This is a genomic window from Methanobacterium aggregans, from assembly GCF_017874455.1.
Lineage (GTDB): Archaea > Methanobacteriota > Methanobacteria > Methanobacteriales > Methanobacteriaceae > Methanobacterium_C > Methanobacterium_C aggregans.
In genome coordinates this window covers 171457-191834 of record NZ_JAGGLN010000003.1, presented here as the reverse complement: position 1 = coordinate 191834, position 20378 = coordinate 171457, and the positions used below count along the sequence as shown (strand labels likewise).

Genomic DNA, 20378 nt, shown 5'->3' with positions numbered 1-20378 from the left:
CCCATACCAAAAGAGAATGTTTAGACATCAAAGTCTTTAATTCTCTTCTGAATCTCTGAAAATATTTATGAGTTAAACCCATGTTATTTTCAGTAAAACTATTAATGCGCTTAATTGTATGATGTTGAGACTTAAAACCGGTGTTCCCATACCAGGACCATGAAATCCCTGTCTTGAAACCAGGAAGAAGATAAAAAGCACGTTTTGCATCACTAAAAGCACAGCAAAAAGGGCCAATCCCATGCTGAAGCTGGATTTCAGCTTTCTGTAGTTTGAAATATAAATTATGAACAGTACAAGAAGCAACGCTATGTTGATTGCACCTACAAATGCAGCCACCAGGGCCAGACTGAAGTCATCGTCTGGAAATTGCGGTAGTTCCTGTGGTTTTGGTGGTTCTGTTCCGTTTATTCCCACATTTAAACCTAAATCATGAATCATTTAATCACCTGACTAATTTTCACCCATTTCATGCCATATCCTCTGAAAAATTTCGTAATTATCTTCCATCTGAGGTGTTAGAAAGTACATTGTACCATATTTCTCTCCAGATGACGTAAGGACTTTGTTTTCCTCCAAAACCTTTATGTGATGTCTTACAGTTTTGTAGTCCAGATCCAATTTTTCAGCCAGTTGATGGGCATTGTATGGTCGCTGGTGTAAGTTGTGTATTATCCTTGCTCTGTTAACACCCCCCTTAGTACCACCAATAAGCCACCATAATATTTTCTTCATGACATCACCACATGTTCTGGGAAAATAAACCCAACTAAACTGATCTGATTTTGGGGTCACAAAGAATAAACCTATCGACTGAACTTCAAAATCAAGATTTCACAGCCTTATTTAGAACTTTACACATCTTTCTCTGAATTCTTAGTATTTTTGTCTGATCCAAATCCAAAAAGCACCTTGAACATTTTCTTAAACGGCTTTCTGTAGATATGAATATGGATCAAAGTACCAACAACCATTAATATTGACAGCTCTGCATGCCAAAAGGTTATTGGCTGCCTTAACGCTGTTATACCCAGTTTTATCATGAGTATTAGTAAAACTCCTGTTACTCCAGTACCAAGATACCCCCCGGTTACAAGGAGATTCCATATTCTCTTATGCTTCTTTGGTGTTAATATTCCCTTGGTGAAAAGGTAGTGGGTGAAGAGGTATCCTCCCAAGAGGAGCATGCTCACAGGAATAACATGGTACCCTGCTCCTCCATCTCCAAATAGGTTTCCAAGATCAAAACTTCCATGATCACTGGCAGAGGTTACATTTGAGGTATTCGTAACATTTGGATCTGCAGCCCCAGTATCTGAACCCGTTGACTGATCCGCCCCAGTGTCCTGATTTCCATTGGAATTAGTTGTTGTTGTTTGAGTATCCTGTGTGGGTGAGTCAGTTTCTGAATTTGAAGTGTCTGAGTCTGTTTCACTCGTAGCTGCAGTCTGTGACAAGTCACATATCCCATCCGCATCCGCATCAATGTACCTTGGACATTGCCCAGGGTAAGGATCGTTCACAAGGCCGTATGGACAGCCAGCTGCACAGGATCCTGAAACCGTGGCTGCAGCTATAAATGGTGCTGCCCCCAATACTCCCAGCAGGCCTTCCTTCCCCTTCAACCATTGCTTAATATCCTTTATCTTAATGTTGATCTTCATGACCCTGATCTCCTCTTTAAAAGTCCTAACATGGCCTTTGTACCCTTCCAGTAGATGTGGAAGTGAAATACGGTGACGAGAGCCATTGTAACTCCAAATTCAACATGCCAGTACAGAAGTTGTTTGCTGATTGGGAGTGCAACACCCATGTCAAGGAGTATCAAGAGTATGAATCCTGCACCACCACAGACCAGGAAGGATATCCCGATTATGAAGTTCCAAACATTAACGTGAAGTGATTTTTTGATTAAGCCCCTCCTGTAAAGAGCGTAAGTAATTAAATAACTCCCTAAAACAGGTACTGTGGGTATTAAAATATCGTAAACCATACTATTTCCATCTTTTATTTGTTTTAAAATCTTTTTATTTGTTTTAAAATGTTGAACATGCTGATAAAAGGTGAAATCTAAAAAATAGCAAATCAAAACCTGTTCATGTTCTTTTAATTAAAATTGTTCGTTGGGTATAAAAGTAATTTTTCCAAATTTACACCCAAATCTATACCAAATCCCCTTATAAATGCTTATAAAAAATTATAAACGCTTTAAAAAGGTTTAATAACTTTAAGACCTTATTTTTATGATTTAAAATTAAAAAATAAATTTTAGAAGAGTTTTTATAAAAAAATAGTGCTAGTATGTTGGTTATGATTGGCCGTGGAAAAGCTGAAGTAGTTTTTTGAAGTCAAGATCAAGCATGATAATAATCGGTTTTTCCCTGATTATAACTGATAGAGAATTAATTCTCATGTGAATTATTTGAGGGAACCTGGTGTTTAGTGGCTTGTGCCTACGTTGGGTGAAGATGTTTGACTCCATACCCCCCCCCAGGGAGCTTGATTTAAGTAACTCTTCTTGTATCAGTCCAGCCATTCTTTCATGGTGTGCATCTGGGATGTGCAGTCAAGGGAAATTGGAGTTAGGGTTGGAAAGCCTTGAGATCGGAGCGTGTGAACATCGGTTCCTTCATCATCATCCTCAACTGGGTCTCCATCGATCCAGTAGTATGGTCTCCCCCTAGGATCCCTTCTTTTCTGAATGTGTATCTTGTACATTCGCTTCCCAAGACGCGTTAACTTTATTTTATCATTTTCTGGTGATGAGGGAATGTTAAGGTTCAGGAAATCAACACCCTCAGGCAGTCCCCTGTCCAGAATTCTCTTTGCAACTCTGTGAAGGATCTTCTGGGCATGGCTGAAGTCAATATCCACATGGCCATCATGGAACTTTATATCACCCCGTGAAACCTCTAAAGAAACAGCTAAAGCAGGTACTCCATGAACTGCGGCTTCCATTGCAGCACCTATTGTTCCAGAAGTTGTTAGTTCAGACATTCCAAGGTTTTCCCCAATGTTTATGCCAGATATCACCAGGTCTGGTTTTTCACAGGCTAGCTCATAAATTCCTATTATAACCGAATCTGTGGGCGTTCCAGACACCGCGTAAGCTTCGCTTCCATCCGCAAGGTTAGTCGCAGTAACCCTTACAGGTTCAAAAAGGGTTAATGCATGACCTATACCGCTCTGCTGAGTTGCTGGCCCTACGACCTGGATCTCCCCCAGATCTTCAACTGCTTTTTTGGTGGCCATGATTCCTGAAGAGTTAACTCCATCATCGTTAGTTATGAGAATTCGCATGTTGCCATATTATATAGCTCAACCTTCAAAAACTTTACGCGGTGAAAAAAGAAATGCATTTACAGTTTACGTATACTAAATTAGAAAATAATTAATAATACCTATTGAATAATGATAATACAGGGTACGTGTATAATCATTCACCTGTACTTCAAAGGGTGAGGAAATTGGAAAAAAACAGACTTGTCAGGTTCGTTGCAAAGGTTATGGAAGAATCTGGGTTCAAGGTTTACCAGAACTTCAAAACATCTAGACACATGATAGATATTTATGGAGTTTTACCCACGGTTTTAGGGGATATGGGCGTTGTTGTAGCCTGTAAAAACTACGATGAACGATGGGAAGTTGGACTTGACGTTCTTAAGGAAATGGAGATGGTTGCAAAAACCCTTAAAGCTTCCAAGGTCGTGGTTATTACAACATCTTACTTCACCAAGAGTGCCATAAACTACGCAGGCAGAAGAAACATCAAAATAGTGGACAAGGATGGCCTTCTCACCATGGCTAAAAAATTCTCTGGAAATGCTGCTTCAATGAATGAAACCCGTGCTGATGTTATTGATAATGAATTTGAAGATGAAGAAGATTATGTTCCAGCATCAAATCCAATATCACGACCCAAATCCCGGGTGGTTACATCTGGACTGATAAACAGGGGAAAACAAAGTTTATCAAAAAAAACTGGTCAAAAAAGTGTGAGTTCAGTTGGCCCAATGATTAAAGCCATTTTAAGGAACATAATTGCCCTGATAATCATAGTATTCCTCCTGTCATATTTTGCAGCTTATCTCATCAGCTTTGGATATAAAAACACTGCTGTTCTGGGAGTTTCAAAGATACTGTTTTCAGCAATTCTGGCATATGGAATCGTTATTTTAGTGGAAAGGGATGCAACCAAAATTCTCACGAAGGGTACAACTGTTTTCTTCGTGACCATGATAATGCACGTCATTATTATAATTCTAACCTGAGCATCACAGGGTACTAAAATGTTCCCATATGCATCGCGATGCATGCATATCCATATCTTTTTCTACAGTAAACCTATAACTTCTCGTTTCACAATTCAGTTTGTAGAAGTACTATTTTGAGTTGATAACTCGTTAATTAAAAAGTTGATCCATCATTTAACTTAAGACAACCCTTGAAGGATCGTTAAAAAATCGTTAAAAATTAATGGGCCGGACGAGATTCGAACTCGTGATCACCTCGGTGTGAGCGAGGTATCATACCCCTAGACCACCGGCCCCCATTAAAAAAGTCTACAAAAAGTTCATTCAGGAAAAATCTCTTAATTATGGTTCTGTTGAACAGCTATATATAATTTTATGGTGTTTAAGTAGGACTGAAAAGATGAAAAGAAGTAGGAATATTCCAAATCAATTGTAGATAAATGATTTATAAATGGATGGGGATCCTTCCTATGAAGTAGGCAATTGAAGGGAAGATTATGAGGTATATCATTCCTGTGAATTTGTGAATCTTGAATCTGTTGTCTTCATCATCTTTTCTCCCCCATGCATCCATAACAAGCTCATACTCCTCTTGGGTGTAAAATTTTTCATGGTACTCAGTTGCAAGTACCCCATGTAAAAATTTTTCAAATCCAAGTATTGAAAAGCAGGCAAATGCAGCTGCCATTATGGGAAAGGCCCCTTGTGTTGCGGGTATTATGAATCTGTAAAGTACCCAAAACCATGCAATGGGCAGTGTATCCACCAGTATGAACCCTACACAGAATCTGCGAATTGCATGTAATTTTTTAAGCCCATTCCTTGAAAAGAAGAGGTACATATCGAATATGCGGAACTTTTTACTGAGACTTATGACCAGGGTCATGTACACTCCGAAAAAAAGAACCAATGCATCTTCACCTGTTAAATATGAAGAAAACGTTGTTTCAACAACCATAAAACCACCTACCTGTTGTTTTTGACTGATTATAATTATTTCATTCAAAAAAAAACATAGGTCGAAGTAGATCTGAAGTTGAATTAGATCTGGTAAAAACAATATTTAAACAATGATTATTACGAATTAAATGAAACAAGCGTTTCAACAAGTTAATAGTTTGAAAATGGGCCGGAGGAGATTCGAACTCCTGATCACCTCGTTGTAAGCGAGGTATCATACCCCTAGACCACCGGCCCTCTTTTTTGTGTATTGTGCAAATCGCTATATAAACTTTTTCCAAACTTCATCCAGTGCCCAAAAAATTCATGTGATTTGATACGTGACGTTGGGAAATAGATCTAAAACTCTGGAGAACGTGAAAAATTCTACTTTATAACGATTTATAAAAAGTCTTACCATCTTGAGTTTAATAATCAACCTTTATAAATGTTTTGTCCATCTTTTAATAGGTATTATAAAAATAATTGTAATAATACTCATTTTCAGAACCTATTATTTAAAATTGAGCTTCATGTTTCAGTTTATAAATCTATTTATTGTACTGCGTCCAATTATATATCTGAAGAAGTAGAGGGATAAAAATGGCATTTGATGAATCAGGAAAGATATGGTTTAACGGAAAATTAGTTGATTGGAAAGATGCAAATATACACGTTCTGTCTCACGTTGTTCACTACGGATCAAGCGTATTTGAAGGTATAAGGTGCTACAACACCAAAAAGGGACCTGCGGTCTTTCGTTTGCAGGACCACATGCAGAGGCTTCTGAACTCAGGTAAGATATACAGGATGGACATACCCTACACAGTTGACGAACTCTGTCAGGCTACCCTTGACACCATAAAGGCCAACAAACTCAGAGAATGTTACATAAGGCCGATAGCATTCAGGGGTTATGCCGAACTGGGTGTTTACCCCCTGAACTGTCCAGTTGAAACTGTGATAGCTGCCTGGGGCTGGGGACAGTACTTGGGTGAGGAGGCAATTGAAAACGGTGTTGACCTGGGTGTTTCAACATGGAGGCGTATGGCACCTGACACCATGCCAAACATGGCTAAAGCAGGTTCTAACTACATGAACTCCCAGCTTGCAAAGATGGAATCCGTGATGAACGGATACGACGAGGCAATAATGCTAGACTACCAGGGAATGGTCGGTGAAGGAAGTGGAGAGAACATATTCCTGGTCAAGGACGAAGTTCTGTACACCCCACCAATTTCATCATCACTGCTTGGTGGAATAACCAGGGATTCGATAATTGAACTTGCTGGTGACATGGGACTTGAGGTCAGGGAGGAAGCACTTCCACGTGAAATGCTCTACATCGCAGATGAGGTCTTCCTCACAGGTACGGCTGCAGAACTCACACCAATAAGATCCATAGACAAGATACCTGTAGGTGAAGGTAGAAGGGGAGAAATAACCAAAAAGCTTCAGGAAACCTTCTTCAAGGTTCTTAACTGTGAGGTTGATGATGAGAAGGGATGGTTATCCTTCGTGGAAGGATAAGATGTGTCATAATAAGTTAAAAGTTATAAGTTACAACTTATAACTTATTAGTTTTAGGTTTAAGTTATAACTCCCGTTTCCTATTTTCTTTTTTTAAATATAGTTTGAAGTGCAGGGTTTTATAAACCTTAATTAAACAAATATTAGGTTTAAAAAAAATGACGGTAATATGGTTTAAATTTATTGATAAGTCCAAAAATTTATTCAATAAAAATTAAATTGCATCTCATATTTATTCCACTATTTTCACTGAAAAGGCTGCTCATTTTCAGTAAATCTGGCCAAGATTTTGGTACAACTTGGAGGAAATTTAGAGGAAAATAAGAGTTAATTTTCATTAAAATTTGAAAAAAAGTATTTTAAAAAGTAATTTACATGATAAATTATGTATTCTGTTATTTAACTGAGTCTTTAAATTTCCAAACCACAAAACACTAATAGGGATTAATATTACCTTAAATATTCAGTGTAAACTTTAGATTTATAAAATGACAAAGGATCAGGCTCAATGAAATTAACTTAAACTTTTGATTTAAAACAATTGAATTAAACAAAGTTATGATAACTATCTAAAAAAAGGTGATTAAAAAATGGACATAATTTATGCAATAATACTGGGAATGGTCCAGGGTTTAACTGAATTTCTCCCTGTGAGCAGCTCAGCTCATCTAGTATTTTTCCAAAACATCATGGGAACAGGACAAAGTGTTGCATTTGATACAGTTCTCCACATGGGTACACTGGCCGCAGTTGTTTCATTCTTCTTCAAGGACATAATAAGAATGATAAAAGCCCTTGTATCAATCATAGCAGACATATTCCATGGGAAATTTAAGGAAGGAGTTAAAGAAGACGTTTACAAAAGACTGGTATGGCTCCTTGTTGTTGGTACTATTCCTGCAGGTTTAATGGGAATACTCCTGAAAAGTCAGTTCGAAAGTATGTTCAACTCAGTCCCAATTGTAGGATTCTTCCTCCTCGTAACAGGTGTACTTCTATGGGCTTCCGAACACCATAAAGGTGGAAATAAAGATGTTAAAGAGGTTTCATTCAAAAATGCCCTGGCAATAGGTGTTTTCCAGGGATTTGCAATAGCACCTGGTATATCCCGTTCCGGATCAACCATAGCAGCAGGTCTCTTCTCAGGACTCAACAGGGAACTTGCAGCAAGGTACAGCTTCCTTCTCTCAATACCAGCCATACTTGGAGCTGCACTGGTTCAGGCTAAGGACATAGGCGCCCTAGATATGAGCATAACAGCACTCGTGGCGGGTTTCATCTCTGCAGTTGTGTTCGGTTACCTTGCAATCAAGCTCCTCATGAAGATCATCAAAGACTGGAGTCTTAATATATTTGCATACTACTGCTGGATCGTTGGTGCAATTGCAATAATCCTTTCAACCGGGATTATTAAACTTTAGGCCTGTTTAAACTAAAAAATAGCTATCAATCCAGATACCCGCGCCTAATTAGCAAATTAATATCTAATTTTTTATTTTTTTTATTTGATGAATTTTTTATCAATAAAAACAATTAACCTTATTATAGGATCCTATCTTAAAAATGAAGATTATTATGTTTAAATTATTTTACAGGAGTAAAATCCCATATAAAAGTTAATCCAAGGTACGTAGTGCTGGGTAAGGATGTAAACCCACCATGTGCTCCAGAATACCTCCAAAATGGCTGCAATTGCAAGTAAAATTATTATTCTCAATATCAATGGAAGAAAATCCGTTAAAATATCTTCTTTAAATTCTTTGAAGTTTTTTTGCATTAAAAAATGGAAAAATGATCTGTAAAACTTTAAGAATGCATCCACAGACAGCATTGCAGCTAAAAATTCGAAGTAAAAGTGGAAAGATCCTCCAAGTATCAGGAAGGCCTTGATAATTCCAACCTTAACCATGAGAAGGTAGTTTACAGCACCCATCGAAGTGAAGAGTTTGAGGAATATAACCGAAACTATAGGTATTCCTGTGAATACGCAGGCTAAAGATACTCCCAAATTGTTCAGGAAGAGATGAGCTGAAACTCCACCTAAAAAAAGAACGAACTGATTGAAGATGTAGTTGAAGGCCACTGTATGGGGAAATATGAACTTAACATCCATGTATCCAAGGAAAAAACCTCCATTAAAGAAACTACGGGCTAAAAATGGTTTGAAGTAGGCAAAAATGAATCCTGAAACGTAAAGGATAACGAAGATTGTAAAAATAATTTTGGATGGTAAAAATCCTTTCAAACAGTTAACGTGTTTCAGTTTCATCTGGATCCATCCAGTGCATCATATTTGGGGATATCCCTATGGATATACATCGTTGAATTAGAATAATTCCCTTGAATTCATAGACCTTTCAGCCATCAATTAGTTTAAAGGCTAAAAAAATAATTTTAGAATATATCCATACATATATCCTCTGTTTTTCTCCTTATATCATCAACAGGCACGCCCTTGAGAATTGCAGCCATCATAGCACCGCCAGCCCCCGCACCCTCCTTAACGAATCCTGTGGTGTAACTTCTAAGTCCAGGATTGTCGGATTTCTCAAAGGCAGGATCCACTGCAAAAACTGGTATTTCAGATATTTGACGTGAGATATGATTTATGTCCGAGGTTTCATCCTCTGCAACGAATACTGTGGTTGCAACTGCCAGTTTATCAAAATCGAATTCTGGCACAGCAGCCTTTAAAACTGCGCAAACCGCCATCATCTGGGTTCCACCTGCAAGGGTTACTGGAACACTGCTTCCAGCTGCAATACCTGCAACTGCAGGTATCATTGGATCACCAACGGCACCAACGGCTTTGAATGGCTCAGATTTCATTTCTCCTGCTTTGAAACCTGCAGCATTCATACCTTCATTCACAAGCTTTTGTTTCATGTCGTGGGGGTTTTCTGGTGTGCTTCCACTTATCTTATGGTCAACATCATATCCCATGGCAGTTAAAACTCCGAGGGCTGTGGTTGTACCTGCAGGTGTGCTTTCACCAATCACAATGTGTTCTGTAAGTTTTGAAAGGGTTTCACCCAGTAGTTTTCCCCTTTTGAATATAGCTTCACTGTTTGAAACTGCTCTGCCTGTTCCAATGTTTCCACCAGGTTCTTCGTTGAGCTTCAAGTAGGGGAGGTTTGGTTTTACGGCCGCACCAGCATCAACAACCATCAAGGGTATGTTTCCAAGTTCCAGAGCGGCCTTGGTTATGACTGCAGGTGTGGGTGCAGGTGCACCGTCCACAACCGTCTGGGGTATTTCAGGCAAACATCTGGGTTCACCACATACCACAAGCTCCATGTCGGCTGCAGGAGTGTAATCTGTGAGTTCTGGTGTTGCTCCTGCACCAGTTATGCCAGGTATTCTTGATGTGGCTGTGCTAGCCATTACGCACAGGAATAATGAATCCTTTCCCTCTATTTCAGGCAGGATTTTTGATGATCCGTAACATTTGATTGCATCCTTCATATCTTTCACTTCCTTGAAACTAAAATTGGAAGCCCAGTAAGAAATAGTTTTCTCATTCATTGAAATGTGAAGGATCAGAACATTTAAAACAGTTATTTCGTTGAATTAACTAATTTTACTCTTTAAAATAAAAAAAATAAAAAAAGAAGATTGGTTTTTTTGTTACTACTTTCTCCTTGGCATCACAAATCCAGTGAGTAACACGAGTAACGCTGTCAGTATCATTCCAATTGGAAGGCCTGTTTTCTGCATTGGTACTGTTGAATCAACAGTTGCAGCGTTTACCTGTACTTGTTCTACACTTATGGCACCAGATTCTAGGTTATTTCCAGAAACTGGATCGTAGGTGTCTGAACTTACACTTGCATCACCGCTTGTTGCACCAGCGCTGACAGCTCTTAGCGTAATATCCATCCAAGGGTCAATCACCGCGAGGTTACCGAGGTTCCAGGTTACGGTTCGGGTTGTTGGGTCGTATACAGGTGCAGGATAGCCTGCTTCCCATGCTAGACTTACAAACTCCATACCTTCTGGTACATTGTAGGTTACTATTACGTTCTGAGCAGCATCAGGTCCGTTGTTACCGGCTTTAACTCTAACCACTACTTTTTCACCAACATTTGGGTTGTTTTTACTTGTAGAAGTGTTAACGTACACGTCCGCTGCTGCAGGAACAGTTAAAGTTGCATTACCATTATCGTTTGTAGCGTTCCAGTCAAATGTGGACTGTGTCTTATTAGCAACATTTGTAATGGTGGTGTTATGCCCATCAACCTGTGCAAGCACAGCAAGCCAGTAATCAGCACCATTTAACATGGAGCCGATATTCCAAACACCAGTGGTTGCATTGTAAACATCTTCCACAGTCCAGGTTAATCCACCATCATGAGATACGAAGTACTCATTCAAGTAAGTTAAACCTGCTGGAAGAATATCAGTTACTTGCAAACCATCAACTGCGTCCGGACCAGCATTAGTTACATGAACCATTACCCATATTGGAGTGTAGTAATTAGCAGTGTTTGTAGTGCTAGTTGAATTCTGGTAATCAGTCCGGAACTCTTTAGTTACGCCCACATTTGCAGCTGCGTTTGCTGTGTAGGAGCTTGTAGCCACGTTGTTAGATGTGTTTGGATCGTACTGTTCTGAACTTTGTGGGTCAACTTCTGCAGTGTTAAGCACTTGGGTGTTGTTATGTGCTGTGTTGGTGAAGTACAACCATACTTCACAAGCGTTAGCCAGACCTGAGTACATAGCAACCCCTAAATGCTTTGTAATGTTCCAGGTGAACAGTCCAGTTGCCTCATCATAACTCCAATCAGTACAATCAGCTAAACTCCATCTAGAACTATCTAATTGTCCGTATCGTATGTAAGACTGAGCTGCATTTAACTGGAAGCCTGCTGGTAAATGATCAGTTAAAACCACACTGTTAGCATTATCAGGCCCATTATTAGTCACAGTAATGTGAGAAACAACAGTATCCAGATAATTAGCATTGGTTATATGACTACCACTAGTGTTCTCCCAAGTTTTAGTAACTACAACATCAGCAGCTGGTGGTACATTTAATGAAGTTGTAATTGTCTCAAACTGTTCAGAATGATATATATCCTGGGCAGTTTGGTTTGCAGTGTTAGTTACAGTACTTGTTTGATTAACCTGCCCCGGTATTGCCAGTAAGTAAGTCAAACCAGCAGGAATATGTATTGTCCAAATGCCATCTGTGAATGAACCATCAACCCCAACCCAAGTCAATCCATTATCATAACTCACCGTGTAGTTACCGTTTGGTATGAATCCTGCTGGAATATTTGCAATGGTCATGGTTGCATTATCAGGGCCTTTGTTATAAGAGCTTATAACAGCCCAAATGACGTCATGATAATTTGCCTGGGTTATGGTAGAACCATTATATGTTCCTCTGAACTCGTTTGCAAGATCAACATTAGCTGCAGGTGCTACAGTTAAAGATGCGGTAGATGAATCGTATCCATTATATGGATACTGGTATTGGCCAGTTTGGGTTGCAGTGTTTATCACAGTGGTATTATGAGCAGTAACCTGTGTCCAGATTGCAAGCCAATATTCAGCACCGTTAGGTAAGTCAGTTATAGTCCAAGTATTACCAGAATAACTACTTGTAAGGATCCAATTATTTGCACCATCGGTACTAAGCCAAATCTGACTATAATCTGGAACTAAACCCAAAGGTAGAGTGTCTGAGATTTGAACGTTTGTTGCATTATCTGGGCCGTAATTATGGGCTTTGATGACAGTCCAAATGTTATCGTGGTAGTTAGCTGAGTTTATTACTTCTATATATGTTGAATCTTTCCAAAATTCCTTTGAAATGTCTATGGAAGCTGCTGCATGTACATTGATAGTTAATGAACCTGTATTATCATTAGTATTTGCTTCATAGGTGCTTGTTGTTGCAGTTGCGGTATTTGTAGCCAGGATGTTATGGCCTGTTACATAAACTGTGATGTTACGAAGTATTGAGGCACCTGCATTCAAGGTTCCAATGTTCCAGGTTATAACTCCATTAGAATATGAACCTCCGTCAGAGGCACTTACAAATTGAAGACCTGGAGGGAGAGTATCTGTTAAGACAACGTTGTTGGCAGTGTATCCTTTATTAGTCAGATTCACGTAGAATGTGTGCTGTGTATGGTAATTCCAATTGTTACCATCATTCGTGTACTCATTCAGATTAAGATCTGCTATTGTTTTAATGTGTAAATTGTCGATGAAGAGAGCAGATGTAAAATCAGTATCCACTGCATCTGCTACTGAAAGAACTAAAAGAATGTTTTTCCCAGCATACGCAGATATATCCGTAGTTGTGGTGTACATAGGGGTTATTCTAGCATAACCTATATTATTCGGATATGTTGGACTTAGATAGCTCAATGCATTTTGTACATCAACTTTTTTTCCGTTGGGTAATAACAGAACATTGGTAACTGAATTTCCATCTACAATTTCTGCTTTCGCCCAATCATTAAAAGGAGGATAGTCATTTGTGGCAAATCTCCAGTCAAAACTCAAGGTTTTTGCACCCTGAGGTATGGTCAAATTGAGAGTTAAGTTAGCAGAACTTTCAGCAGCATTTCCAGTATTTATATTGGCATAGGAACTGCCGTTAGTTGGAAATCCCTGAGCAGGAGTAGTATTAACTACAAATTGGTCATTACCACCTTGAGTACTATTAGAATTTACAAGGGGTAGGGTATTTGGTGTAACTATTGCATTTGTTACCTGATCGCCTGTTGCTGCGAATGCAGCTCCAGCGATTGTGAGTGTAAATAGAAAGGTCAGTGTAATCATTAGTAATCCTTTTGGTATGTTTTTTTGCACTTTTTCACCTCCTTTTACAATCAATATCTTTTTTTTCAATGAGATTTTCTTCACAAGACAAGACCTGTGAGTAATAACTCATTTTCAGGAAGTTCATAGCCATGATTATTGTCTTATGAATGAGGATACTTTTCAAAAACTTGTAATTAAATTTTGTGAAAAAAATCGGAAAATACGTGACTATAGTCACAAGCACCCTAAAAAGTCAAATATTCACCAAATTATAAAAGCCAAATATTCTTTTAAATCTATTTTAAAAAATTTTAAAAGCTAATTTTAGAATTATAAATCCAAATAATTTAAAAACGTGGTTTAACTTAAAAAATGGATTTAATCTTATTTTAAAGGTTTAAAAGTTTGTGATAATGTAATTAGAATTATTAAAAAGTTTATTTAATCTAAAATTAGATAATTTTCCGGTTTTAAAAAAGAGTAGTCACATGTCAATGTGAATTATTAAATAATTTTGAGCTTGAAGTTTTCAACAATTTATTTATGAAAATCCAGCCTAACAGAATAAGAAGAGATAGACTTGAAAAGAAAGTTCACTTTATGAAGTTCATAAGGTTAATATTTCATTGAGATACATTCCAGGAAGGTGTGATAAATTTGATCTGTATAGGAATTGAGGGCACAGCAGAGAAAACAGGTGTTGGAATAGTGGATTCAGAGGGTAACATCCTCGCATCGCAGGGAAACCCACTCATACCTGAAAATGGAGGGATACATCCACGTGAAGCTGCAGAACATCATGCAGCAAACATAATCCCCCTAATGAAGGCTGCTATCGATGAATCCGGGCTTGAACTGAAGGATATGGATATGGTTGCATTTTCCAGGGGGCCTGGCCTTGGACCTGCACTCCGAACAGTTGCAACAGCCGCCAGAAGCCTTGCGCTCTCACTGGATGTTCCAATCGTTGGCGTCAACCACTGCATAGGTCACGTTGAGATAGGAAGGCTCACAACCGGGGCAGATGACCCCGTAACCCTCTACGTGAGTGGAGGTAACAGCCAGGTCATTGCCTTTGATGCCAACCGTTACAGGGTCTTCGGTGAAACCCTTGACATCGCCATTGGCAACTGTCTGGACCAGTTCTCACGTTCAGTTGGGCTTGGGCATCCTGGCGGGCCGAAGGTTGAGAAACTGGCTAAAAATGGCAGCTACATCAAACTTCCCTACACAGTTAAGGGGATGGATCTATCATTTTCAGGGCTTTTAACTGCGGCCATAAGGAAATATGAGGCAGGTGCTGTAATTGAGGATGTGTGTTACAGTCTGCAGGAAACTGCATTTTCCATGCTGGTTGAGGTGACTGAAAGGGCCCTTGCACACTCCAAGAAGAGGGAGGTGATGCTCTGCGGTGGTGTGGCTGCAAACACCCGTCTCAGGGAGATGCTGAAGGTCATGGCAGATGAGCACTACGCAGAGTTTCACATGCCACCAATGAAGTACTGTGGAGACAACGGTGCAATGATAGCCTGGATGGGCCAGCTCATGCACAAGCACGGACTCGTTGGTGGTTTAGAGGAGACTGGAGTGATCCAGCGTTACAGAACAGATGAGGTTGATGTTCCATGGAGGCGAAGTTCAGTTGAGGAGCTGCAGCTGCCAAGGGACATACTTGCAAAGGGTGCCGAGGCCAACATCTACCCTGGAGAATGGATGGACGAAGACGTTCTCGTGAAAAAACGAATAAGTAAGGGTTACAGGATAAAGGAAATAGACCATCACATCCGTAAAAAACGGACAAAAAGAGAGGCCAAACTCCTCAGTGAAGCTAAACGATGCGGAGTTGTCACACCATTAGTTTACGATATTGATAAGAATAATAAATCCATTTTAATGGAAAAAATCCCCGGAAAAACTGTTAAGGAAGTTTTTGATAGCCTGGGCCTTGAGGGTCTTGGGGAGATAAAGGGGATCTGCAGGGACATCGGTGAAAACGTTTCAAAACTCCACAGCTGCGGAATAATCCATGGAGACCTCACAACCAGCAACATTATACTCAGGGATGGTTCAGTGGTTTTCATAGACTTCGGACTGGGCCGTGTTTCGGATCTGGTTGAGGACAAGGGAGTGGACCTCCTGGTCTTCAAGAAGGCAATATCTGGAATCCACCATGAAATTGCAGATGAATGCTTCAGTGCCATACTTCAGGGTTACAGTGGGACTGGAGATTACGAAGAAGTGACTGAGAAAATAGATGATATTGGTGGAAGGGGACGTTACACCTCTAAGAATCATTGAAGGATTGTGAGTAACAGTGAAAATAAGATTTTAAGGTGTAACCTAATTATAATTTTTTATTTCAGTTTTAAACTCACATGACTCATTTGATGAGTGAATTTTTAAAAATGAAGATAAAAAAATTAAAAATATGATTTAAAAGGAATATTTTAAAGATTAATATGAAAGTAAAGTTCTTTGTGATGGTGAAAAACGATCTTAACAGGGTGGTGGGATAATGAAGGTAACATTTATAACTGGTAACAAACACAAAGTAAAAGAAGCCAAAGGAATCTTCCTTAAGTTTGGCATCCAGCTGGAACATGCTGACCTCGGCTACCCAGAAATCCAGGGAGACCTGATTGATGTGGCCAGGTACGGTGCAAAGCATGCAGCGGAACGTCTAGAGCAACCAGTAATTGTTGAAGACGCAGGAATTTTCATTAAAGCCCTTGAATGGTTCCCAGGAGCATACTCCTCCTACGTTCAGGATACACTTGGGAATGAAGGCATATTAAAACTTATGAGCGATGTTGAAGACAGATACGCCGAATTCAGGTCGGTTATTGGGTACTGCACACCCAAAGGCGAACCCGAGACTTTTTTAGGCACTGTCAAAGGACGAATCGGACATCAAGAAAAAGGAAAGCATGGTTTTGCTTACGATCCACTGTTCATACCGGAAGGATATGATAAAAGCTTTGGAGAACTGACAACAGAAGAGAAAAACGAATTTTCTCACCGTAGAATCTCGCTTGAAAAGTTTGCACTCTGGTACAGAGAACTTCAGGATTAAAACCGTTCTGAATCAAAGGAACAAGGACATCCATATCAGAATTATCTGCTGGAAAGTTTTTCAAAGTTCTGAAGGATCAAAATACTGTGAATTAATTGAGTATCTTGTATCCAGTTCGTATCAACAGTGGGTGCTTAAATTAGTGTTAGAACGGATATTTAGATTTATATAGGGATGGATATCTCAGAATTAATAAATAATTTATAAAAATTATAATTCAATTCATAATATTAAATAGTTTAAGGAGTATTAGAGGTGATTGTAATGGCATCAAAGCCAGAATGGATAGAATATTCAACAGAAGAGATAGAAGAGCTTATTTTAAAGCTCACAAAAGAAGGTAACTCCACAAGTAAGATAGGAGTTATACTACGTGACCAGTACGGAATTCCGGATGTTAAACTCGTGACAGGGATGAAAATAACCAAGATCCTTGAAAACCACGGGCAGAAACAGGAATACCCTGAGGATCTCATGAACCTCATAAGGAAAGCTGTTAACGTGAGGGAACACCTCGAGGAAAACAAAAAGGACCTTCACACCAAGAGGGGTCTCAGGATCATCGAATCCAAAATAAGAAGACTCGTCAAGTACTACACAAAGGAAGGCGTGCTTCCGGAAGGATGGAGATATGATCCAAAAACAGCAGCACTCCTTGTTAAATAAGGCTGAAGAAGCTTGCGAATTACTCAGCAAGCATATTAAAAAGGACAACGTTGTGCGGATCATATCCCACAACGATGCCGATGGAATCTCCGCTGCAGGGGTTGTTTGCAATGCAATCTCCCGGCAGGGAGGTAAATTCCATGTTACAATCGTTCCAAGACTTAAAGACGATGTTCTGGCAAAGATCCTTAGGGAAAAATACAAACTATTCTTTTTCTGTGACATGGGCAGCGCCAGCCTCAGCAAAATGGGAAGGAAAAGCGATGTTATAATCGCAGACCACCACCAGACAACTGTAGATGAGTCACCTGAAAACATTGTACACGTGAACCCCCACCTCCATGGATTGGACGGTACACGGGACGTCAGTGCTTCGGGAGTTTCATATTTAACAGTAAGGCCCATGGAGTACAAAGACTTATCAAGTCTCGCACTTGTGGGTGCCTTTGGAGACATGCAGTGTTCAGATGGTATTAAAAGTATCAACAAAACCATACTGGATGATGGGGTTGATTCTGGATCCATTGAAGTTAGAGAAGACCTCAAAGTAGCTTACAAAGCCCAAGAACCCATTTACAAGGCACTCTCATACACGTTCAACCCTGCACTCAGGGGAATTTCAGGTGATGAAGAAGGCTCAATGACCTTCCTTGAAAGGGTTGGAATTTCCTACGGAATAAAGTTTCATGAACTTGGAAACGAAGAAAAAGACCTCCTGAAGGAAGAACTTGTTAAGATCAACCCCAAAATATTTGGAGAGGTTTACTCCATTCCAAATGAAATTCCTGAACTTCGAAACATTGAGGATTACTCAAAGATTCTGGATGCATGTGGTAAGAACAAAAAACACGGTGTTGGCCTGAGCATCTGTATAGGTGACCGTGAAAGTTCAGTTAAAGAAGCAAAAACCCTTCTTAAAACCTACAGAGAAAACCTTATGAATGGTATTGGATGGATAAAAAGGGAAGGTTCCATTGGCATGGAAAACATTCAGTACATCTACACAGATGATAAAAAAAGAAAAAAGGTTCTGGGCACACTTTCAAGTATAGGAATTGAAATTGAAGTTTTAGATCCAGAAAAACCTGTTCTGGCCATATCAAGGATGGATAACATAGTTAAGATCTCTGGAAGAACATCAATGGAAATGGTTGAAAGGGGAGTGAACCTTGGATTGGCACTTGAAGCTGCTTCAAAAAGTTTCAATGGAAACGGAGGCGGTCATAACGTTGCTGCAGGTGCGGTTGTACCCTACAAGGATATGGAAAACTTCCTGAACATAGTGGATGAAATGGTGGGAGAACAGATTGGAGCTTAAACAGGGATTCTTATGGATTTAACAAGAGAAGAAGAAGGAATGTACAATGGTGAAGAGGGACCCGCAGTAGCCAAATGTATGGAGATACTCGTTGCACTTGGAGACATTTATGGAGCTGAAAGGCTCGTAGATATAAGTTCAGCCCAGATATCAGGCGTTTCATATAAAACAATTGGAGATGCAGGTCTTGAATTTGTATCAGAACTTGCTGAAACTGCGAAGGTCCGTGTGCCATCAACACTGAACCCGGCAGGTGTTGACCTTGAGATATGGAGGGAACTTGGATTTTCAGAGGAATTCACATCAAAACAGCTCCAGATCGTTGATGCTTACCAGAAGATGGGAATAAGCACAACTTGCACATGCACGCCCTACAATGTTGGTAACGTACCCATGTTAGGTTCCCATATTGCATGGTCAGAATCTTCAGCTGTCTGCTATGCAAACTCAGTGCTTGGTGCAAGAACCAATCGTGAAGGGGGTCCTGGAGCACTTTCAGCAGCCATATGTGGTAAAACTGCAGAGTACGGTTACCACCTTGATACTGAGAGAAGAGCAAACCTTCTGGTTGAAGTTGATGCAGAAGTGAATGGCTCAGATTACGGTGCTTTAGGTTACATAGTAGGTAAGGCTGTTGGAGATGGAGTTCCCTACTTCAAACTCCAGGATAAACCCCTTTTAGATGAGCTCAAACTCATGGGTGCTGCACTGGCATCATCAGGTGCTGTGGCACTCTACCACGTTGAGGGAGTTACACCAGAACACAACAACGCCCTTCTGGGAGTTGAAACCTCTGATCTGGAAAAACTATCCATAGGTGCTTTAGACATAGCCGAAACCCATGAAAAACTTTCAACGAGCAACAAAAAACCTGATCTCATCTGTCTTGGATGTCCACATGCCTCTCTCGAGGAAATTCGTCAAATAGCTCAAGTGGTTGATGGTAAAACACTTAAAAATCAGCTTTGGGTCTGCACATCAATTTCAATGAAGGCTGCAGCCGACAGAATGGGTTACACAGATATAATTGAGAAGTCCGGGGGTAAAATGGTCTGCGACACTTGTATGGTTGTGGCCCCAATTGAAGAGCTCGGGTTCAAGGTTGTTGGGGTCAACTCAGCAAAGGCTGCAAACTACGTACCTACAATGTGTGGATTGGACGTTGTTTTCGGAGATCTTGAAGATTTGATAGAGGAATGAAACTTTCTTTGGGTGACAAACTTCATCAATATTTTTCAGGAAAAATTTTATTTTTTTTGGCTTTAATTTTTATTTTGTACTAATACTGTAATTCCAGTGTAGGAAATGCCATTTACGATCAACAATATGTTTGCTTAATTAAAAAATTGATTAACAATGAAATTCATATTATAAATTTAAGTGGTATCAAATGGAATTTGAAGACAAAGATATTAAAAATCTTATTAACGGCCTTAACGACACTGATTGGGATGTTCGGAATTACATCGAAGATATTCTGGTTAAAATTGGAGATCAGGCTGTTGAACCCCTTATAAATGCCCTTAAAAATGATGATATGGAGATTCAAAGGGAGTCTGCAAGAGCTTTGGGTAGAATTGGGAATAAAAAAGCTTTAGAACCCTTAATAGGTCGTTTGAAGGATGATGATGTGGATTTAAGGAAGGAAGTTGCAGTTGCAATTGATAAAATTGTTGATAAAGGTAGAATTCCTAAATAAATTACTCTTTTTTATGGATCTCTTTTATTGATCCTTTACTTAAAAATTCATGTAAAATAGAATGAAAAATATATTTCTTATAGAAAAATTAGGAAAGTAAAAAAATAATCTACTATTTTA

19 protein-coding genes and 2 tRNA genes are annotated in these 20378 nt (G+C 39.4%); 9 read left to right on the top strand and 12 right to left on the bottom strand.

From position 1 onward, the window contains the following. Nucleotides 1–72: 72 nt before the first annotated feature. The 6 genes from J2756_RS06020 to surE all read right to left on the bottom strand — a co-directional run bounded on the left by J2756_RS06020 (nt 73) and on the right by surE (nt 3300). Nucleotides 73–441, bottom strand: coding sequence for a hypothetical protein (locus J2756_RS06020; RefSeq protein ID WP_245315959.1), 369 nt, complete (start codon nt 439–441; stop codon nt 73–75). Nucleotides 442–453: 12 nt separating this feature from the next. Continuing rightward, the gene (locus tag J2756_RS06015; protein WP_209583611.1) at nt 454–735 is read right to left on the bottom strand and encodes a winged helix-turn-helix domain-containing protein; all 282 of its coding nucleotides are present in this window, start codon (nt 733–735) and stop codon (nt 454–456) included. 119 nt (nt 736–854) lie between these two features. Next, the gene (locus tag J2756_RS06010; RefSeq protein ID WP_245315958.1) at nt 855–1664 is read right to left on the bottom strand and encodes a hypothetical protein; all 810 of its coding nucleotides are present in this window, start codon (nt 1662–1664) and stop codon (nt 855–857) included. Further along, on the bottom strand, nt 1661–1993 hold the full coding sequence (locus tag J2756_RS06005; protein ID WP_209583609.1) for a hypothetical protein: 333 nt from the start codon (nt 1991–1993) through the stop codon (nt 1661–1663). The genes J2756_RS06010 and J2756_RS06005 overlap by 4 nt, the downstream gene beginning before the upstream one ends. Nucleotides 1994–2308: 315 nt before the next feature. Then, entirely contained in the window at nt 2309–2482 is a 174-nt protein-coding gene (locus J2756_RS06000) for a hypothetical protein (protein WP_209583607.1), read from the bottom strand. 41 nt (nt 2483–2523) lie between these two features. Next, nucleotides 2524–3300, bottom strand: a complete 777-nt coding sequence (surE, locus tag J2756_RS05995) for a 5'/3'-nucleotidase SurE (RefSeq protein WP_209583605.1) — start codon at nt 3298–3300, stop codon at nt 2524–2526. A 167-nt stretch (nt 3301–3467) separates the two neighbouring features. Between surE and J2756_RS05990 the strand changes: the two genes are divergently transcribed. Continuing rightward, nucleotides 3468–4271: a restriction endonuclease gene (locus J2756_RS05990; protein ID WP_209583603.1), complete on the top strand. Its 804-nt coding sequence runs from the start codon at nt 3468–3470 to the stop codon at nt 4269–4271. Nucleotides 4272–4477: 206 nt separating this feature from the next. On the opposite strand, the gene J2756_RS05985 is transcribed toward J2756_RS05990, so the two are convergent. The 3 genes from J2756_RS05985 to J2756_RS05975 all read right to left on the bottom strand — a co-directional run bounded on the left by J2756_RS05985 (nt 4478) and on the right by J2756_RS05975 (nt 5450). Further along, nucleotides 4478–4549, bottom strand: a tRNA-Val gene (locus J2756_RS05985). A 149-nt stretch (nt 4550–4698) separates the two neighbouring features. Next, on the bottom strand, nt 4699–5211 hold the full coding sequence (locus J2756_RS05980; protein ID WP_209583601.1) for a hypothetical protein: 513 nt from the start codon (nt 5209–5211) through the stop codon (nt 4699–4701). Nucleotides 5212–5378: 167 nt separating this feature from the next. Then, a tRNA-Val gene (locus J2756_RS05975) sits at nt 5379–5450 on the bottom strand. A gap of 345 nt (nt 5451–5795) precedes the next feature. Between J2756_RS05975 and J2756_RS05970 the strand changes: the two genes are divergently transcribed. Together J2756_RS05970 and J2756_RS05965 are read left to right on the top strand one after the other, a co-directional pair. Next, complete coding sequence (locus J2756_RS05970) at nt 5796–6722, top strand: branched-chain amino acid transaminase (RefSeq protein WP_209583599.1); 927 nt, start codon at nt 5796–5798, stop codon at nt 6720–6722. Between the two features lie 590 nt (nt 6723–7312). Next, nucleotides 7313–8143, top strand: a complete 831-nt coding sequence (locus J2756_RS05965; RefSeq protein ID WP_209583597.1) for an undecaprenyl-diphosphate phosphatase — start codon at nt 7313–7315, stop codon at nt 8141–8143. A 158-nt stretch (nt 8144–8301) separates the two neighbouring features. Here the strand turns inward: J2756_RS05965 and J2756_RS05960 are convergent, their stop codons facing one another. The 3 genes from J2756_RS05960 to J2756_RS05950 all read right to left on the bottom strand — a co-directional run bounded on the left by J2756_RS05960 (nt 8302) and on the right by J2756_RS05950 (nt 13550). Further along, entirely contained in the window at nt 8302–8991 is a 690-nt protein-coding gene (locus tag J2756_RS05960) for a stage II sporulation protein M (RefSeq protein ID WP_209583595.1), read from the bottom strand. A gap of 125 nt (nt 8992–9116) precedes the next feature. Next, nucleotides 9117–10187, bottom strand: coding sequence for a nicotinate mononucleotide-dependent phosphoribosyltransferase CobT (cobT, locus tag J2756_RS05955; protein WP_209583593.1), 1071 nt, complete (start codon nt 10185–10187; stop codon nt 9117–9119). 165 nt (nt 10188–10352) lie between these two features. Beyond that, on the bottom strand, nt 10353–13550 hold the full coding sequence (locus tag J2756_RS05950; RefSeq protein ID WP_209583591.1) for a DUF11 domain-containing protein: 3198 nt from the start codon (nt 13548–13550) through the stop codon (nt 10353–10355). A 600-nt stretch (nt 13551–14150) separates the two neighbouring features. Here J2756_RS05950 and J2756_RS05945 point away from each other — a divergent pair. The 6 genes from J2756_RS05945 (at nt 14151) to J2756_RS05920 (ending at nt 20258) form a co-directional block, all read left to right on the top strand. Beyond that, nucleotides 14151–15800, top strand: coding sequence for a bifunctional N(6)-L-threonylcarbamoyladenine synthase/serine/threonine protein kinase (locus J2756_RS05945; RefSeq protein WP_209583588.1), 1650 nt, complete (start codon nt 14151–14153; stop codon nt 15798–15800). 217 nt (nt 15801–16017) lie between these two features. Next, nucleotides 16018–16575, top strand: coding sequence for an XTP/dITP diphosphatase (locus J2756_RS05940; RefSeq protein ID WP_209583586.1), 558 nt, complete (start codon nt 16018–16020; stop codon nt 16573–16575). 264 nt (nt 16576–16839) lie between these two features. Then, complete coding sequence (locus J2756_RS05935; protein ID WP_209583584.1) at nt 16840–17241, top strand: 30S ribosomal protein S15; 402 nt, start codon at nt 16840–16842, stop codon at nt 17239–17241. After that, the gene (locus J2756_RS05930) at nt 17207–18559 is read left to right on the top strand and encodes a single-stranded-DNA-specific exonuclease RecJ (protein ID WP_209583582.1); all 1353 of its coding nucleotides are present in this window, start codon (nt 17207–17209) and stop codon (nt 18557–18559) included. Before J2756_RS05935 ends, J2756_RS05930 begins: the two co-directional genes overlap by 35 nt. Nucleotides 18560–18571: 12 nt before the next feature. Further along, the gene (locus J2756_RS05925; RefSeq protein ID WP_209583581.1) at nt 18572–19759 is read left to right on the top strand and encodes an aconitase X; all 1188 of its coding nucleotides are present in this window, start codon (nt 18572–18574) and stop codon (nt 19757–19759) included. A gap of 190 nt (nt 19760–19949) precedes the next feature. Next, the gene (locus tag J2756_RS05920; RefSeq protein WP_209583579.1) at nt 19950–20258 is read left to right on the top strand and encodes a HEAT repeat domain-containing protein; all 309 of its coding nucleotides are present in this window, start codon (nt 19950–19952) and stop codon (nt 20256–20258) included. The last annotated feature ends 120 nt before the right edge of the window (nt 20259–20378 follow it).

Bases quoted from the DNA above. Each gene is read 5' to 3' on its own strand.
- J2756_RS06020 (WP_245315959.1), bottom strand. From the start codon at position 441: ATGATTCATGATTTAGGTTTAAATGTGGGAATAAACGGAACAGAACCA.
- J2756_RS06015 (WP_209583611.1), bottom strand. From the start codon at position 735: ATGAAGAAAATATTATGGTGGCTTATTGGTGGTACTAAGGGGGGTGTT.
- J2756_RS06010 (WP_245315958.1), bottom strand. From the start codon at position 1,664: ATGAAGATCAACATTAAGATAAAGGATATTAAGCAATGGTTGAAGGGG.
- J2756_RS06005 (WP_209583609.1), bottom strand. From the start codon at position 1,993: ATGGTTTACGATATTTTAATACCCACAGTACCTGTTTTAGGGAGTTAT.
- J2756_RS06000 (WP_209583607.1), bottom strand. From the start codon at position 2,482: ATGGAGTCAAACATCTTCACCCAACGTAGGCACAAGCCACTAAACACC.
- surE (WP_209583605.1), bottom strand. From the start codon at position 3,300: ATGCGAATTCTCATAACTAACGATGATGGAGTTAACTCTTCAGGAATC.
- J2756_RS05980 (WP_209583601.1), bottom strand. From the start codon at position 5,211: ATGGTTGTTGAAACAACGTTTTCTTCATATTTAACAGGTGAAGATGCA.
- J2756_RS05970 (WP_209583599.1), top strand. From the start codon at position 5,796: ATGGCATTTGATGAATCAGGAAAGATATGGTTTAACGGAAAATTAGTT.
- J2756_RS05965 (WP_209583597.1), top strand. From the start codon at position 7,313: ATGGACATAATTTATGCAATAATACTGGGAATGGTCCAGGGTTTAACT.
- J2756_RS05960 (WP_209583595.1), bottom strand. From the start codon at position 8,991: ATGAAACTGAAACACGTTAACTGTTTGAAAGGATTTTTACCATCCAAA.
- cobT (WP_209583593.1), bottom strand. From the start codon at position 10,187: ATGAAGGATGCAATCAAATGTTACGGATCATCAAAAATCCTGCCTGAA.
- J2756_RS05940 (WP_209583586.1), top strand. From the start codon at position 16,018: ATGAAGGTAACATTTATAACTGGTAACAAACACAAAGTAAAAGAAGCC.
- J2756_RS05935 (WP_209583584.1), top strand. From the start codon at position 16,840: ATGGCATCAAAGCCAGAATGGATAGAATATTCAACAGAAGAGATAGAA.
- J2756_RS05930 (WP_209583582.1), top strand. From the start codon at position 17,207: ATGATCCAAAAACAGCAGCACTCCTTGTTAAATAAGGCTGAAGAAGCT.
- J2756_RS05925 (WP_209583581.1), top strand. From the start codon at position 18,572: ATGGATTTAACAAGAGAAGAAGAAGGAATGTACAATGGTGAAGAGGGA.
- J2756_RS05920 (WP_209583579.1), top strand. From the start codon at position 19,950: ATGGAATTTGAAGACAAAGATATTAAAAATCTTATTAACGGCCTTAAC.